The following is a 13,870-nucleotide window of genomic DNA, read 5'->3' as shown; positions in this document are numbered from 1 at the left end:
AAAGTCAATTATGACAGATGTTTCGGAGAAACCGAGAGTTCCTGTGCCCCCGACGGACGATCGTCCGTCGGGGGCACAGGAACTCTCTCAGGTTCAGAGACTCACCGCTGGCCGCCTGCGGGCCAAATGACAGTCCGGTCGTACGGCTGACCGCCCACAGCGCGATACAGCCGATGTTGAACGACAGCCCGGCGGTCACGAGCGGAACGTTCGGGCCGAACCAGATGCGGACGGCCCAGACGAATCCGAAGGCACCCAGTGCAGTGAAGAAGAGCCCGTACGGCCATCCCTCCGAGAGGTGTTCGGGGACCGCCGCATAGTGGATCAGCCCGCCGATCACTGAGGCTCCCGCCGCTGTACGAAGCGCAGCGCCTCGCACGACGTCGGTCTCTTGGGCGCTCACCAGGGGCAGATCGGTTTCCGTGGTAGTCATCAGTGGCCTCCCGCCGGACCGCCGTCGTCGTTCTTCCCGCTCCTGGTCCAGTTGCCCGTCTTGTTCCTGGCTGGCGCCCCTTTTTCCGCGGCGGCCTTCTCCAACGCGTCCAGGATCTCGGGCTCCACGATCATCCCGGCAGCATCATGATGGGCCCGGACCGTGGTCGAGTCCACGCTGACCAGCGACAAGTCCACCAGGCCCCGCTTCGCCGCCTCGGCGATCGCGCCCTGGAACACCGCGGTGAACACCCCAGCATCCCGCCACTGCCGAAACCGGCCGTAAACGGTGGACCAGTGTCCGAATCGTTCGGGCAACTCCCGCCATTTCGCACCGTTCCTGAACCGCCACACGACGCCCTCGAAGTGCGCCCGCAGGTTCTCCGGGTACGGCCCGTACTCACCGACCGGCAGGAATGGGGAGATGAACTCCCACTCGGCATCCGAAAGTTGAGGTCGAGACACCCCACCGTTTTACTCCAAGGCCCCCGACCCTCCCGCGCCGGGGCCCACGAGATCACAACTCCACACAGGCCCTGCCCGAGGACTGGACCACCGACCGGGACCGCTGCCGGGAAGCCGGCATTCCTGATGAGGTCGCCTTCGCCACCAAGCCCGAGCTGGCCATCGCCATGCTCGAGCAGGCCCGGTCCGCGCAGGTGCCGTTCGCCTGGATCCTGGCGGACGCCGGCTACGGGCGGGACCCGCAACTGCGCGCCTGGTGTCACCGGCAGAGCGCGCCGTACGTCTTCGGCGTCCCGGTCGACCTGCCGCTGGACGGTCCGCCGGGCAAGCCGCGTCAGCCGGCCGTCACGCGAGCCGATGACCTGCTGCACTACGCAAAGACCCGTGACCAGTGGGAACGCCGCTCCTGCGGGGACGGCGCCAAGGGCGAACGGCTCTACGACTGGACCGCCTTCGCCGTGCACGTCAAGGACGAGGACCCCGCCGACACCTTCACCCACTGGCTGGTGCTGCGGCGTTCACTGCACCCCAACCGGCGCGCCAAGGACGGCGAACTGCACCGCGAGGTCGCCTACTTCCTCGTCCACGCCCCGGCCGGGATCACGGTCTCGCAGATCATCGCGCGGGTCGGCGGACGCTGGCAGATCGAGGAGGACAACGAGATCAACAAGCAGCTCGTCGGCCTGGCCCAGTACCAGGTCCGCAAGTGGACGCCCTGGCACCGGCACGTCACTGCCTGCATGCTGGCCAGCGCCTTCCTGGCCGTCCAACGCGCCCAGATACCCGAACCCGCTCCAGCGCCGGGAGAGGGGGCCGACCTGGGAAAAGACCACAGCCCCGGCGTGAGCGAGGTCGCTGGCTGATCCGTGGACCGCTGCTGCGGCCCTCCGTCCACACCATCCGGCACTGCCTGGCCGCCACCCGCCTCAACCCGCACCACCCCGTCGAAACCGTCCTGACCTGCGAGTTATGGCGCCGCCTGCACCAGACCCGAGCCCAGGTCAGCCACTACCGACGCCGCGGTGACCCACTTCCGCTCCGCCTACAGCCCTGGGCACACCACCGGCCGATCCCGCCGATCACCGACCCTCAAGATCTCCGGCTGTAGTACTGGCCGCGAAGCACCGATCCACCGTCCCGGCGATGGCCCGCGCTTTCAAGGCGACCATCAGCACTCCGGTCGGACCCCGGATCTGCTTCGAGGCCGTGGTGCAGCGCGACGCGGGAAGGAAACTACTGATCGCCCGCTTCGGCGGGATCCCACTCATCCGCAAACGCACCGCCGTCCTGACCGACTGACGACCGACCATGGCCAGCCCGGGCAACGAGCTGATCCATCGGCTCCTGGCCGGGAAATGCGAAATCTGCGGCGCGGGAAAGGGACTTCAAGTCCACCACCTGCGGAAGCTCGCCGATCTCAACAGGCCCGGTCGGCCGGATCGGCCGCCGTGGATGACCCTGATGGCAGCGCGGCGACGCAAGACCCTGGTGGTCTGCTCCGCCTGCCACCACAACATCCATGCAGGACGAGGCTCAGCTCTTCCCCGGAAGTAATCACTGGAGAGCCGTGTGCGGTCAAAGCTGCCTGCACGGTTCGGGAGGGGGCCGACGGAAAAGGACCCGATCCACGGGCACCTCGCCGGCGGCCTACCTCACTTTGAACACCCCACCGTGCTGCCGGGTTGAGCAAGTACGCTGCCGGCCACGAATGGCTCACCATTGTCCAACTGACCTTCTACAGCCCGGACTTGAATCCCGTGGAAGGCATCTGGTCGTGGTTACGGCGCGGGCCGATGGCCAACACCGTATTCACCGCCCCCGACCACCTCACCCGCACTCTCCGCCGAGGGCTTGCCCACATCCAGCGTCACCCCGAGCTCATCAACGGCTGCCTCACCGAAACCGGACTGACCCTCACCCCAGATCCCCCGAAGCCAATCCGAAAAGGTGAGAAATCGAAGGCCAGTTACCCGACTTCCTGTGGTTCGAGCGGCTGCTGGAGGACCAGGAGTCCGAACTCGGCAAGCCGGCCGTCGTGATCGTGGAGACCGTGCAGGGCGAGGGCGGCATCAACGTGGCGCGGCCGGAGTGGCTGAGCGCTCTGAAGGAGCTGCGCGAGCGCAGGACATGCTGCTCATCGTCGACGACATCCGGATGGGCTGCGGCCGCACCGGCGCCTTGTTCTCCTTCGAGGAGGCCGGGTTCGTGCCCGACATCGTCACCGTCTCGAAGTCGATCAGCGGGTGCGGCCTGCCCATGTCGCTGTGCCTGTTCAAGCCCGAACTCGATGTCTGGGAGCCCGGTGAGCAAAACGGCACCCTCCGCAGCGACGACCCCGCCTTGCTGCGGCCGCCTCTACCGGACGCAGCACCGAAATCAACAGTCCACGGCAGCTACGAACACGCGCTCCGCCAGACCCTCATCGCATCGCGCTGACCGCGGGGACCACCTGCCTGGAGGCCCTGGAGGACGCTGCCGCACTGCTCACCGTTGCCAAGTTCGGACAGCGTGTCTGGCGCCGGCGCTGGTGCAGTCATACCGTCATACCGTCAACAGGCTGATCCCCAGGCCGAACAAGGCGACGACCTTGGCCACCTCGGCGGCCACGTAATACATGTGGCCGCGCGAGCGCGGGAGGTCCTCTCCGGCCAGTACTCGGTCGGACCTGCGGTTGAGCCGAGGGCGGATCACAGCCAGCTGGTCGAGCAGCAGGAGGGAAACCACGACGGTCAGGAAGGTGACCACAGCAGGCGCGCCGCCCACGACGACCGCGATGATGACCGCGCCGGCCAGGGCGGCCTCCGCGAGATTCAGCGCTCGGAAGACCAGCCGGCCGATGCCCAGCCCGATGGGGACGGTCACCCCCGGAGCGCGGAACTTCAGCGGTGCCTCCAGGAAGGAGATCGCCAGCACCATTCCGAGCCAGACGAAGGTGGCTGCACTCGCCACGGCGGCCGACATGGTGTTCATGGATGTGTTCCCTTTCTCCTGCGGGAGTCGGTTGCAGCGGGCCGGTCAGGCCGCGGGCCAGGATGCCAGCCGCTCCGCGAACTGAGGTGGTGAGGCCACCACCATGACCGAGGCAGGCTCGGTGCCGGGATTGGCGAGAGCGACACGCTCTCCGGTGGCGATGTGCGTGCCGAACCGGCGGACAGCGTCCGGCTCTCGCCGTCGTGGCGCAGTTCGACCGTCCCCGACAGCGGCACCAGGACGATCTGCGAGCTGCTGTGGTCGTGTTCGGGCATGCTGCCGCCCGGGGGAATCTCCATGCGGAAGACGGCTACCTGCTCGGAGACGCCGGGGGGATGAGCACTTCGGCGGTCGGGCCGCCGGGGAGGGGAGCGCGCCGGCGGTCAGCGGTGCCGGTTTCGGCGATGTGCATGGACGTCTCCTTGACTGTGGTGGGTGACGGGTTCAGGAGTGTGGTCGTTGGCAGGGGCTATGCGGGCGCCAGATGGACGAGGCAGAAGTCGGGTTCGGCGAACGGTTCCAGGCGGGTCGTTGCCACTGGTGCGCCCAGTTCCGCCAAGGACCCCTGCATGAGGCCCAGGTGGATGGGATGACCAACTGTCCCTGCTCTTCGGCCAGTTCCAGGAAGGCAGTACCGCAACCGGATCCGCTCTGGTTCCCGGCCTTCGCCGCCGCCCTCCGGGGTGGGGTGGAATCCAGGTCGTCCAACAGCGTGGCGAGCCGGGCGGCGGACTCCTCGGCCGTCGGCTGCTGGAAGGGCGGCATCGGTCAGGAAGCGGCCCCACACCCGGACCGCCTCCGCGGCCACCGTACCCGTTTCGGGTCGGGTCGACGCCGGCCGGCTGTGCAGGATCTGGGCCGGCAGGCGGTATCCCCGATTCCCGCCGCGGTCCATCCCGCGCTGCGCGGCGTGGACGGTACGCGGGCGTCGCGGCCGGCGAGCTCTTCGACGCGCTCTTCGACCGTGCCCGCGGCTACGAGGGCGTCCAGGTGGAAGCGCACGGGTTAGGGTGGACGCGGATCCGCTCGGCCACCTCCGTCACGCACAGCGGCGTCCCGGCAGCGCGCAGATCCTCCCCTCACCTGCCGACGGCGAGGACTCTTCCGTGCGGAGGTCACGTCGCCTCACCCCTCCTGGTCGCTGTGGGGCAGCGCGGCGATCAGCGGGTGGTCGCGCTCGATCAGGCCCAGCTTGCTGGCGCCGCCGGGAGAGCCCAGCTCGTCGAAGAACTCGACGTTCGCCTTGAAGTAGTCCTTCCACTTCTCCGGCAAGTCGTCTTCGTAGAATATTGCCTCGACCGGACAGACCGGCTCGCACGCGCCGCAGTCGACACATTCGTCGGGGTGGATGTAGAGCGACCGCTGCCCCTCGTAGATGCAGTCGACCGGGCACTCCTCAACGCACGCCTTGTCCTTCACGTCCACGCACGGCTGCGCGATCACATACGTCATGACCTGTTCCCTTCACCGCGCCAACATCCGAGAGGATTTTTCTATATAGTACATGTAATAATCGTGGGGAGAGAGGGGAGCCACTGTGACGTCATCTTCCGAGATCTACATCGAGTCGACCGAGACCGACCCGGCCGTCCAGGCGCAGGGCGCGCTTCAACAGATCCAGCAGCTGCTGCGGGGCAAGCTGACCACGCTGACGGAGGTCGAACCCGTCGCAGACGCCCGGGAGCCGCTCCGCACCGCCCTGATCGATTTCTGCACCAGTGACCTGCATCGTTACCTGAGCGCTTGCGACCAAGCCCTGTACGCGACCGCATCGGGCGCGGCCGAGACCAGGTTGCTGGTCCGCGCCCTGCGTACCACCGCGCGGGTCCTTGACCAGTACATCGACAAACTGTCCTCGGCCGACGACGCCACCTCCGCCGCGGCGATCGCGCGGGCGATCGAGGCAGCGCTCTGGGCTCATCTCCTGGTGGAGCGGACTGTGCTCCTGCCCGCCCTCGTCGGCCTTCCTGGTGCCGACCTGCCCGCCCTGGTTGCGGACCTTGAGACGCTGCTCGGCGGCGGGCGCCTGGAGAGTCCCGCGGTTGTCGATGTCCGCGAGCTTCCGCACGGCCAGCGGCATCCGCGGATCTTCGCCCGATTCGCCCGCCTGGCACCCGGTGAGACCTTCACCCTGGTCAATAACCACGACCCCAAGCCGCTGCGCCGCGAGTTCCAGGCCGCCTACCCCGACGCCTTTACCTGGGAGTACGTCGAATCCGGACCCGAGCAGTGGCAGATCCGCGTCGGCAGGCAGGCGGGGACCGAAGACTGAACGGCACTCGCTCGATGAAGAGTAGGAAGCCGTACCCCGCGTCCTATGCGACATTGGGGCGTTGACCGGCACAGCGTCCGCGTTGGGCGCAGCCGCGTGGAAATTGGCCGAGCCGGAGTGCCAACTCGATGCCAACCTCATCCGCTGGCCAAGCATCCTGAGGCTGATCCTTTGAGTGGACACCCTGACCGTGGATCTTGAAGGTCCAGGAAGGGAGGGCCAGGTGGGACGCCAGTCTCCGTACCTGGAGGAATTCCGGAAGGACGCCGTCGTGCTCTATCACGCGGCAGCACACGTACGCGGCGGTGGCCACGCGGCCTGTCCGGCGGTCAGGACGAGCGACAACGGACGGCACTTGCGGTCCGCGGCAAGATGAACCTTGCTCGTCAGCCCGCCACGGGACCTGCCGAGCAGGGCCTCCTTCAAGCGGAGCTTGCGCCGTCGCCTGACGTGCCGCCGCTCTTCCTGGTCGGGGTCGCCACGTTCGTCCTGTCCGTTCTGTTCCGGCGGGCCGCCCCCTTTTGCCGGGCCCGCTCCTGGTCGGCGGCGGCTTCCTCAAGGGCGTCCATGACCTCCTTGCCGATGCACATCTCGGCAGCATCGTGATGGGCGCGGGCGGTGGTGGAGTCCACGCTGACCAGGGACAAATCCGTCTGCCCCTGGCGGGCGGCCTCGGCGATCACGCCTTCCAGCAATGCGGTGAAGACGCCGGCATCCCTCCAGACCCGGAAGCGGCCATAGACCGTCGGCCACGGACCGAACTCACGGTCGTGTCCCGCGTCGTGCAACGCCAGTGCGTTAAGGGTGTGTGCGCCCTGTCAAGAGGGCGGGACCTCTGGTAGTTCGCATGGTGTCGAAGCCATTGCGAGTGTCCCGGAGGTCCCGTTGCCTCAGAATTTTGTCAGCGTCAGGTCAGGCGCGACAGCCCTGGACGTGTACGCGCCTGGCCATCTGGGCGAGTTGACCGAGATCATCGACCCCGAGTTAGTCGACGCGGTCCTGGAGGACACCGGTGTCCGCACGCAGCGGGTGCGGCTGCTCCCGGCGCGCGTCGTGGTGTACTTCGTGCTGGCCCTCGCCTTCTTCGAGCGATCCTCCTATCAGGCGGTATGGGCCAAGCTCACGGCGGGACTGGGCAGCGTGCCCGTGGCCCGTCCGTGCCCCTCGTCGCTGGCACGTGCCCGGCGCCGGCTGGGAAGCGGACCGCTGCGCCACCTGTTCTCGATCCTGGCCGGACCAGTGGCCGACCATCACCAGTCCTGCGCCTTCTACCAGGGCCTGCGCCTGGTCGCCGTCGACGGCACCACCCTGTCCGCTCCCGACGAGGAAGCGGTGACCTGGCATTTTCGCAAACACATCGGCAGGGTCCGCGCGTTCGGCTACCCGCTGGTGCGCCTGGTCGCCCTCGTGGAGTGCGGCACAGGGGCTTTGGTGGACGCGGTCTTCGGACCCGACGACGTCGGCGAACTCGCCTACGCGCGCCGTCTGCTGGGACATCTGGACGCGTCGATGCTCCTGCTGGCAGACGCCTACTACGACGCGTTCGACTTCCTTGAGGCTGTGCAGGACACCGGGGCCCGTTTCGTGCTGCGCTCGACCCGCAAGCGGCGCCCGACTGTGCGCCGCCCCCTGCCCGACGGCTCCTACCTCACCGCAGTCCTGCCGCGCCGCCACCGTGCCAGGGCGAGCGGGCAGCGGGTGGAGGTGCGGGTGGTCGAGGCGTGGCTCACCGTCGTCCTCGCCGACGGCACGCGGCGCACGGAGCTGTGGCGGCTGCTCACCAATCTTCTGGATGCCGACAGCCACCCGGCAAACGACCTGCTGCGGCTCTACCACCGGCGCTGGCAGGCGGAGACCTGCTACTTCTCGCTGAAGTCCACGATCTTGGACGGGCGAGTGCTGCGTTCACGCAGTGTCCCCGGTCTTGAGCAGGAGATCTTCGCACTGCTGACGGTCTACCAGTCGCTGATCCGCATGGCCGGCGATGTCACGACGGCCAGGCCGGGACTGTCCGTTCAGCGGGTGAGCTTCACCGTTCTGTTCCAGGCCGCCGCGGACCAGATCATCGTCGCCCCGGGGCCGGCCCGGGGCAGTACGACGTTGTTGATCGGGGCTATCGGCCGGGCCGTGCTGGCCAACCTCCTCCCCGAACAGCGCCGCCAACGCCTGAAGGCCCGCTACCGCAAGACATCCAGCAAGTACCAGTTCCAGCGGGACCAACACCCGCGCACCGTGCAGGCGTACACGCTGGACTTCAAGATGGTCAAGGACGGAGACATTGACGCCGGGCCTGACGGCTAAAGCAACGGCGGAGGTGTTCGAGCCGTTTGCGCGTAAGGATCAGCGCCGGTGGGGGCAGGTTTATCTGCGGGGGCTGCTGACCGACGGGCAGCGTAAGTCGGTCGAGCCGATGGCCGCCCGGCTCGGGGAGGACGGCAATCGTCAGGCACTGGCCAACTTCATCACCACCAGCCCCTGGGACCCGGCGCACATCCGGGCCCAGCTCGCCTGGCGGATGGAGGAGGCGATCGGGCCCAAGGCCCTCATCTTCGACGACACCGGGTTTTTGAAGGACGGGACTGCCTCGGCGTGTGTGTCGCGGCAGTACACCGGCACCGCGGGCAAGGTCACCAACTGCCAGGTCGGCGTCTCACTCCACCTCGCGTCCGAGACCGCCTCGGCGGCGGTCAACTGGCGGCTGTTCCTGCCCCGGACCTGGGATCCCGCCTCGCCGAAGGCCGATGCGGACAAGGTCGCCCGCCGCACCGCCTGCGGCATCCCGGACGATGTCGGGCATGTGGAGAAGTGGCAGCTGGCCCTGGACATGCTGGATGAGACCCGCTCGTGGGGGATCGACGTGCCGCTGGCCGTCGCGGACGCCGGATACGGCGACGCTGCCGCGTTCCGGCACGGACTCAAGGCCCGCGGCCTGAACTACGTGGTGGGGATCTCCACCACGCTGTCGGCCCAGCCCGCCGACGCGGTGCCGGTGGCCGAGCCGTACTCCGGGACCGGACGCCCGCCGGTGGCCAAGTATCCCGACAAGCCGCGCTCGGTGAAGGAGTTGGTCATCGCGGCGGGCCGGAAGGCGGCCAGGCCGGTGCAGTGGCGGGAGGGCTCCCGGCCCGGCACCGGCCGCTTTGGCCGTAAGCGGATGTACTCCCGCTTCGTGAGCTACAGACACTCCTCGCCCTCTGGACCGGCGCCTGCCCCACCTGCCACCGCAACATACCCACACCGATTGATACGAACCTGACCAAGCCCTACTAGCGAGTGTCATAGTCCATTGGATAAATTGGCTACATCGGGCGACGCCGACGGAGGTGGGGCCGATGATCTGTGCGATCGCGCAGCCATGTGTGGACGTGAAGGGCAAAACATGTGTCGAGGAGTGCCCGGTCGACTGCATCTACGAGAGGCAGCGATCGCCCTGCATCCATCCCGACGAGTGTGTCGACTGCGGTGCCTGTGAGCCGGTGTGCCCAGTTGAGGCGAACTTCTCTGAAGACGACGTGCCTGCCGAGCGGAAGAACTACCCGCAGGCAAAGGAAGGCGGAGTTCTTCGACGGACTTTGGAGGTCGCCAGAGTCTTCGCCCAGCTCGTGCTGGGCCTCAGCCTGCTCACGGGTAGCCAGGAACCTATGGCGACCGGAGCCCAGCTGTGCGGCAGCTCGAATCATCAGCCCACAGCCACCGACGCATGACAAAAGGCCTGCGCCATGGGGCCCTGGACCACGTACGCGGCCTCATTTGACGCGGGCCCAGTCCAGGGGGCATTCCTCCTCCGCTGTCGTTAACGAGGTCTCTGAGTGATGAGGTTGAGCAAGTCCACTGATATCGCGATTGGGATAGTGGTGTGCCTGTCGACCAGCCGAGGGGCGCTGATGACCACGCATGAGGCAGCGGAACGGCTGATGGTGCGGTACACGCATGCGGCGAAAGTCGTCAGCCGCCTGGTCGACCTCGGCCTGATCGACGCACGCCGAGGTCGCGGTGGTGGTCTTGCCATTACTGAGGTGGGCAGTCAAGTCACCGTGGGTTGGCTGGTGCGCGAGTTCCAGCACCTCGAGCACGACACCGATCAGACTCCAGGGCCCGGATCATGCAGGCTGGTGGATGCGTTGAGACAGGCGCAGGCCGCATTCTGGGCGTCGTTGGACGGAGTACGGGTCTGTGACCTGGAAGTACCGGCATGCTTCGAACGCCCCAGCCTCGAACCAGCCCGCGTGACGTCTCAGTTATGCATGGCGGGAGGGCCCGTCTTGGCCATTGCGCCGTTGATGCAAGGTGTGAGGATGTCCGAGTCGATGCAGCAGCGTTGTTCGGTTCATCGGCCTGCTCGGTGAGTCCGGCGCTGACCAGGCGGCGGGGCCACGGCTCGGACGGAGAAGGCGCGGAGCAGACCGGTGCGGCGGCCGACCTCCTTGTTCAACTGTTTCTGGTGGCGTTCCAGCAGGCCTGCAGTGACCTCACGGCTGCCGGCCGCCTTCGGGTACGTGCGCGATACGGTCCGCGTGGGTGGGCGGCGGCCGGTGACGACGATGCGGGGCGCCCCAGCGTTGGTGGCGTACAAGGTGTATCCGGTGCGGTGGAGCGTCTGCATGGCCCGGCCGAGAGTAGGGCGGCTGGAGCACGGATGGGGAGGAAGACGTGGTGTCTTCCTGGACCAGCTGTCCGGCGCGAACTACGGCCAACAAGCGTAACGATGGCGCGAGCATCCAGGACCTGGGGGGTGTCGGTCGGCCCGGCCAGCATCGCCGGCCTCGGCGGACGGTGGGATCTCATGGTCCGGATCCTTAGGCCTGGGCCGGCGGGGCCGCTTCCTGGTCAGAGGAGTGGGGTCGGCGACGGATTTTGACGAACTCGCTGCCGCTGGCGCCGTTGAGCCGCTGTCCGAGCGACCAGGCGATGCGGCGGGCCTGTTCTTTGGCGAGTTCGGCCTTGCCGCCCGAGAAGCGCCGGTCGACCGTGTGCGTCCAGATGAAGAGCCACCGTGCGAAGTGGTCCGATGTCAGGCGCGCACGGGCGTGCAGCGCCACGTGGACCGCCAAGGCGTTCCTATGGTACAGCCCAGCGCGAAACAGCACGGTCTCCCAGAAGTCGCACATCACCGGCAGATGCTCGGCCAGGTCCATTCGGGCGATGTCAACGAAGACGGGGCCCAGCAGAGGGTCGGCGAACGCGGCGGAGTAGAACTCGGTCACCAGCAACTCGACGTCGGAGCGGCCGCGGATATCGGGCCGATCGGAGTGGTTCCCGTGCTTCGGGAGCTCGGTCATCTGGGTACCTCCGGGCACACCGAGCCGAGCGGGGGAGAGGACAGCATGCTGAGGGCCTCCAGGCGGACATGAGCGGAACGCGGTCAGGGGTGGCTTCTCGCCTGTAATGAGCCACTGGGTCGGCGGTGCACCGCAACCTCGCCGCCGGACCTGACCTCGATAATTCTCCTAGACAATTAGAGGATATCAGTGGGCGGGGATCGCGTGAAGGAGGGTGCCGAGTGCTTGGCGTTCTCCGCCACCCTTGCGGTTGCCCCCGCTAGGTCGGAAGATCGCCGGGCCCACTCCCTGGTCCTTGGCGACTGCGGCAAAGGCCAGGGTGACCGTGCGGTTGGCGGGGTAGCAGACGGTGGCCATTTCGGTCGAAGCGCCAAGGGCGGGCGGTCTCACCCACCTCGCGCTCCACAGGGTCAAGGGCTCCGAACCCACGTGTGAGCGATCACGAAATTGGTTCTGGCCGCGATGCCGTGAATCCCCAGGTCATGCCCGAAGCAGGATGCGGGTGCGGAGGAGGCGGAACGAGGCTCGGCCATACATGGCTCTCTTGATGGTCTTGATGCGGTTGACGTGGCCTTCGACGATGCCCGAGCTCCAGGGGAGGGTGAGGCCGGCGGTGACGGCGTCGAGGTCTAGGCAGAGGCTCTGCGCGAAGGAGAGGATCGGGGCCGGCGCATCGCGTTCGACCTCGCGTACCCACTCCAACAGCTGATGTCCGCGCCGGTGTTGGAGCAGGTCGTGGAAGGTGCGGGCGAGGTCGCAGGCCCGGGCAACGTCGGGGCAGGCCAGCCGCACCTTCAGGAGCTGGTCTTCCTCGTGCGGCCGCAAAGTGCCGCGGGGCAGCATGATCCACTTGGTGATCTTGCGAGGACTGGGGATGGCGCCGCGGGCGGGTTCGACGGTTCCCGTCCTGAGCCCGGCCACGTAGCGACGTACTGGCAGATCGCTTCCCTGGTAACCGCGTTGCTGGATCTCGCGGAAAAGGTCGGTGGGGCTGGTGACACCGTCGGTGAACCGCTCGGTCAGGTAGGCGGTGAACGGCTCCAGGACCCCTTTGGGGCGTCCATGCCGACTGGAGGAGAGCAGCTGGTCGAGGTCGGTGTCGCGGAAGCGGCGGACGGTCTTGCGGTCCAGGTGCAGGAGGCGGGCGATGGCGGAGACGGAGGATCCTTCTGCGAGCAGGCGGTGGATGTCGGCGTACCGGTCCCGGGTGCGGACCGCGATCTTCGTGGGCGGCAGTGTCGGCGGGGGAAGCGGATTGATGATCGGCCGGGGTTGTGCGTCCCGTTCGGCTTCGGCCTGTTTCCGCAGGCAGGGACGGTGCTGGTGGCATGTCTTCTCGACGCCAGAGGAGAGGTTGGCGAGTAGGTGCCAGTGATCGGCGACCTCCTGGACGTCCGGTGCCGCGTCGCGCACAGCGCTGGAGTAGGCACTGGCCCGGTCTCTGCAGATGATCTCTGTGCCGGGATGTTCCCGCAGCCAGTCGGCGAAGGTGACCGCGTCCCGGTCGGGGAGGACGTCCACCACGTGGGCCGCTTCCACGTCGACCAGGACGGTGCCATAGCGCCAGCCCTTGCGGAAAGCGAACTCGTCGACCCCCAGCACCCGAGGCGCTTGCTCGGGCACTGCCGGGGCGGTGAGCAGGCCCAGCAGGTGGGTGCGGCCGACCGGTAACTGTAGTGTTCGGCACAGGCGTTCACCGGGGCGGCCACCCTGGAACGTGGCGATGGTTCGCATCCATCGGCGCAGGCCGACGCTGTGCCGCCGCTGCCGTTCAGTGAGGTCCGGGACCTGCTCGGCGAAGGTTCGCCGACTGCAGGTGCGTTGCTCACAGAAGAACCGGCGCACCTGCAGCGAGATCACCAATCGCCGTCCCATCACCGGGCGTTCAGCCAGCCGGCGTGTATAGCGAGAGTGGATGCGACGCCCTGGACAACCACAGTCCGGACAAGATGGCGTCCAACCGCAGGCCGTTGCCTTGAGCCTCACTGAGGCCTGCGCAGCGGGCACGGCCAGGAGGCGACTGTTGTCGGCGAGCGCCGGCACCGCACGCCGCTGCGACGCCCCCCACGAATACTTCCGCGTTTTCAGACCGTCATGGGCGCCGACCTGGTGGCCACGGACTACCACACCTCTGCCGGTCGGCGCGGCTGCATGCGCGGCGCCGCGGTTGTTGTCGTGCTGCGGATGCTGCCGGCCCTGGGCATGGAGGTCCCACGTGAAGAGGCGGAAGAAGCGTGGTGAGAGGCCGGGCGAGAGAGCGACCAGGGTGGCGTGATCCGTCGACGAAGAGGTGTGGAGCGGCGGGTGCGCGTCGCACCTCCCTGGCGCGCTCCCCGGACCGGCAGGTCACCGAGCGCTCAAGCGTGCCGGCCTGCGGGGCGGCTGTCTCCGTGATGTCTCCTCCGAGGTCACCGCCTCCGCATCCTCGGCTTCAGTCAGATGACTGAAGCGG

Annotated in this window: 13 protein-coding genes and 7 pseudogenes; 11 read left to right on the top strand and 9 right to left on the bottom strand. The window is 67.6% G+C overall.

The features are described 5' to 3' along the window. Window positions 1-4: 4 nt before the first annotated feature. Together OG798_RS54975 and OG798_RS54970 are read right to left on the bottom strand one after the other, a co-directional pair. A complete protein-coding gene (locus OG798_RS54975) occupies window positions 5-340 on the bottom strand; it encodes a hypothetical protein (protein ID WP_328760596.1) in 336 nt (111 codons plus the stop codon). Between the two features lie 111 nt (window positions 341-451). Further along, window positions 452-897: pseudogene (locus OG798_RS54970) on the bottom strand (transposase); the annotation flags it as partial. A gap of 71 nt (window positions 898-968) precedes the next feature. Between OG798_RS54970 and OG798_RS54965 the strand changes: the two are divergent. The 5 genes and pseudogenes from OG798_RS54965 to OG798_RS54950 all read left to right on the top strand — a co-directional run. After that, window positions 969-1,697, top strand: a pseudogene (locus tag OG798_RS54965) (IS701 family transposase); the annotation flags it as partial. Window positions 1,698-2,040: 343 nt separating this feature from the next. After that, on the top strand, window positions 2,041-2,196 hold the full coding sequence (locus tag OG798_RS54960; RefSeq protein ID WP_328760315.1) for a hypothetical protein: 156 nt from the start codon (window positions 2,041-2,043) through the stop codon (window positions 2,194-2,196). A 9-nt stretch (window positions 2,197-2,205) separates the two neighbouring features. Further along, window positions 2,206-2,451: an HNH endonuclease gene (locus OG798_RS54955; RefSeq protein WP_328760313.1), complete on the top strand. Its 246-nt coding sequence runs from the start codon at window positions 2,206-2,208 to the stop codon at window positions 2,449-2,451. Between the two features lie 113 nt (window positions 2,452-2,564). Next, window positions 2,565-2,816 (top strand): annotated as a pseudogene (locus OG798_RS57015) (IS630 family transposase); the annotation flags it as partial. Between the two features lie 38 nt (window positions 2,817-2,854). Continuing rightward, window positions 2,855-3,243, top strand: a pseudogene (locus tag OG798_RS54950) (aminotransferase class III-fold pyridoxal phosphate-dependent enzyme); the annotation flags it as partial. A gap of 195 nt (window positions 3,244-3,438) precedes the next feature. On the opposite strand, the gene OG798_RS54945 reads toward OG798_RS54950, so the two are convergent. The 3 genes from OG798_RS54945 to fdxA all read right to left on the bottom strand — a co-directional run bounded on the left by OG798_RS54945 (window position 3,439) and on the right by fdxA (window position 5,319). Continuing rightward, complete coding sequence (locus OG798_RS54945; RefSeq protein WP_328760312.1) at window positions 3,439-3,867, bottom strand: hypothetical protein; 429 nt, start codon at window positions 3,865-3,867, stop codon at window positions 3,439-3,441. Then, on the bottom strand, window positions 3,864-4,142 hold the full coding sequence (locus tag OG798_RS54940) for a hypothetical protein (RefSeq protein ID WP_328760571.1): 279 nt from the start codon (window positions 4,140-4,142) through the stop codon (window positions 3,864-3,866). The genes OG798_RS54945 and OG798_RS54940 overlap by 4 nt, the downstream gene beginning before the upstream one ends. An 850-nt stretch (window positions 4,143-4,992) precedes the next feature. Further along, on the bottom strand, window positions 4,993-5,319 hold the full coding sequence (fdxA, locus tag OG798_RS54935; protein ID WP_328760311.1) for a ferredoxin: 327 nt from the start codon (window positions 5,317-5,319) through the stop codon (window positions 4,993-4,995). Between the two features lie 85 nt (window positions 5,320-5,404). Between fdxA and OG798_RS54930 the strand changes: the two genes are divergently transcribed. After that, window positions 5,405-6,139, top strand: a complete 735-nt coding sequence (locus tag OG798_RS54930; RefSeq protein WP_328760310.1) for a DUF2249 domain-containing protein — start codon at window positions 5,405-5,407, stop codon at window positions 6,137-6,139. 303 nt (window positions 6,140-6,442) lie between these two features. Here the strand turns inward: OG798_RS54930 and OG798_RS54920 are convergent. Next, window positions 6,443-6,933: pseudogene (locus OG798_RS54920) on the bottom strand (hypothetical protein); the annotation flags it as partial. A gap of 139 nt (window positions 6,934-7,072) precedes the next feature. Here OG798_RS54920 and OG798_RS54915 point away from each other — a divergent pair. The 4 genes and pseudogenes from OG798_RS54915 to OG798_RS54900 all read left to right on the top strand — a co-directional run bounded on the left by OG798_RS54915 (window position 7,073) and on the right by OG798_RS54900 (window position 10,485). Further along, window positions 7,073-8,440, top strand: coding sequence for an IS4 family transposase (locus tag OG798_RS54915; RefSeq protein WP_328760308.1), 1,368 nt, complete (start codon window positions 7,073-7,075; stop codon window positions 8,438-8,440). After that, window positions 8,418-9,320: pseudogene (locus tag OG798_RS54910) on the top strand (IS701 family transposase); the annotation flags it as partial. The gene OG798_RS54915 and the pseudogene OG798_RS54910, both read left to right, overlap by 23 nt. 151 nt (window positions 9,321-9,471) lie before the next feature. Next, window positions 9,472-9,684, top strand: a pseudogene (locus OG798_RS54905) (indolepyruvate ferredoxin oxidoreductase subunit alpha); the annotation flags it as partial. A 267-nt stretch (window positions 9,685-9,951) separates the two neighbouring features. Beyond that, window positions 9,952-10,485: an RrF2 family transcriptional regulator gene (locus tag OG798_RS54900; protein WP_328760307.1), complete on the top strand. Its 534-nt coding sequence runs from the start codon at window positions 9,952-9,954 to the stop codon at window positions 10,483-10,485. Here the strand turns inward: OG798_RS54900 and OG798_RS54895 are convergent. The 3 genes from OG798_RS54895 to OG798_RS54885 form a co-directional block, all read right to left on the bottom strand. Beyond that, window positions 10,467-10,742 carry a hypothetical protein gene (locus OG798_RS54895; RefSeq protein WP_328760306.1) on the bottom strand — a complete coding sequence of 92 codons (276 nt, stop codon included), beginning with the start codon at window positions 10,740-10,742 and terminating at the stop codon, window positions 10,467-10,469. The genes OG798_RS54900 and OG798_RS54895 overlap by 19 nt on opposite strands. Window positions 10,743-10,935: 193 nt before the next feature. Beyond that, complete coding sequence (locus OG798_RS54890; RefSeq protein WP_328760305.1) at window positions 10,936-11,418, bottom strand: group III truncated hemoglobin; 483 nt, start codon at window positions 11,416-11,418, stop codon at window positions 10,936-10,938. 480 nt (window positions 11,419-11,898) lie between these two features. Beyond that, entirely contained in the window at window positions 11,899-13,404 is a 1,506-nt protein-coding gene (locus OG798_RS54885) for an ISL3 family transposase (RefSeq protein WP_328760303.1), read from the bottom strand. 108 nt (window positions 13,405-13,512) lie between these two features. On the opposite strand from OG798_RS54885, the gene OG798_RS54880 reads away from it, so the two are divergent. Beyond that, window positions 13,513-13,659, top strand: a complete 147-nt coding sequence (locus OG798_RS54880) for a hypothetical protein (RefSeq protein ID WP_328760301.1) — start codon at window positions 13,513-13,515, stop codon at window positions 13,657-13,659. Window positions 13,660-13,870: the final 211 nt, after the last annotated feature.

The organism is Streptomyces sp. NBC_00271, from assembly GCF_036178845.1.
Lineage (GTDB): Bacteria > Actinomycetota > Actinomycetes > Streptomycetales > Streptomycetaceae > Streptomyces.
This window is presented reverse-complemented; position numbering and strand designations above follow the sequence as displayed.

What these genes read in the sequence shown, in the direction of transcription:
- OG798_RS54880 (WP_328760301.1), top strand. Translation starts at nt 13,513, where the DNA reads ATGGGCGCCGACCTGGTGGCCACGGACTACCACACCTCTGCCGGTCGG.
- OG798_RS54960 (WP_328760315.1), top strand. Translation starts at nt 2,041, where the DNA reads ATGGCCCGCGCTTTCAAGGCGACCATCAGCACTCCGGTCGGACCCCGG.
- OG798_RS54890 (WP_328760305.1), bottom strand. Translation starts at nt 11,418, where the DNA reads ATGACCGAGCTCCCGAAGCACGGGAACCACTCCGATCGGCCCGATATC.
- OG798_RS54900 (WP_328760307.1), top strand. Translation starts at nt 9,952, where the DNA reads ATGAGGTTGAGCAAGTCCACTGATATCGCGATTGGGATAGTGGTGTGC.
- OG798_RS54955 (WP_328760313.1), top strand. Translation starts at nt 2,206, where the DNA reads ATGGCCAGCCCGGGCAACGAGCTGATCCATCGGCTCCTGGCCGGGAAA.
- fdxA (WP_328760311.1), bottom strand. Translation starts at nt 5,319, where the DNA reads ATGACGTATGTGATCGCGCAGCCGTGCGTGGACGTGAAGGACAAGGCG.
- OG798_RS54895 (WP_328760306.1), bottom strand. Translation starts at nt 10,742, where the DNA reads ATGCAGACGCTCCACCGCACCGGATACACCTTGTACGCCACCAACGCT.
- OG798_RS54945 (WP_328760312.1), bottom strand. Translation starts at nt 3,867, where the DNA reads ATGAACACCATGTCGGCCGCCGTGGCGAGTGCAGCCACCTTCGTCTGG.
- OG798_RS54940 (WP_328760571.1), bottom strand. Translation starts at nt 4,142, where the DNA reads ATGCCCGAACACGACCACAGCAGCTCGCAGATCGTCCTGGTGCCGCTG.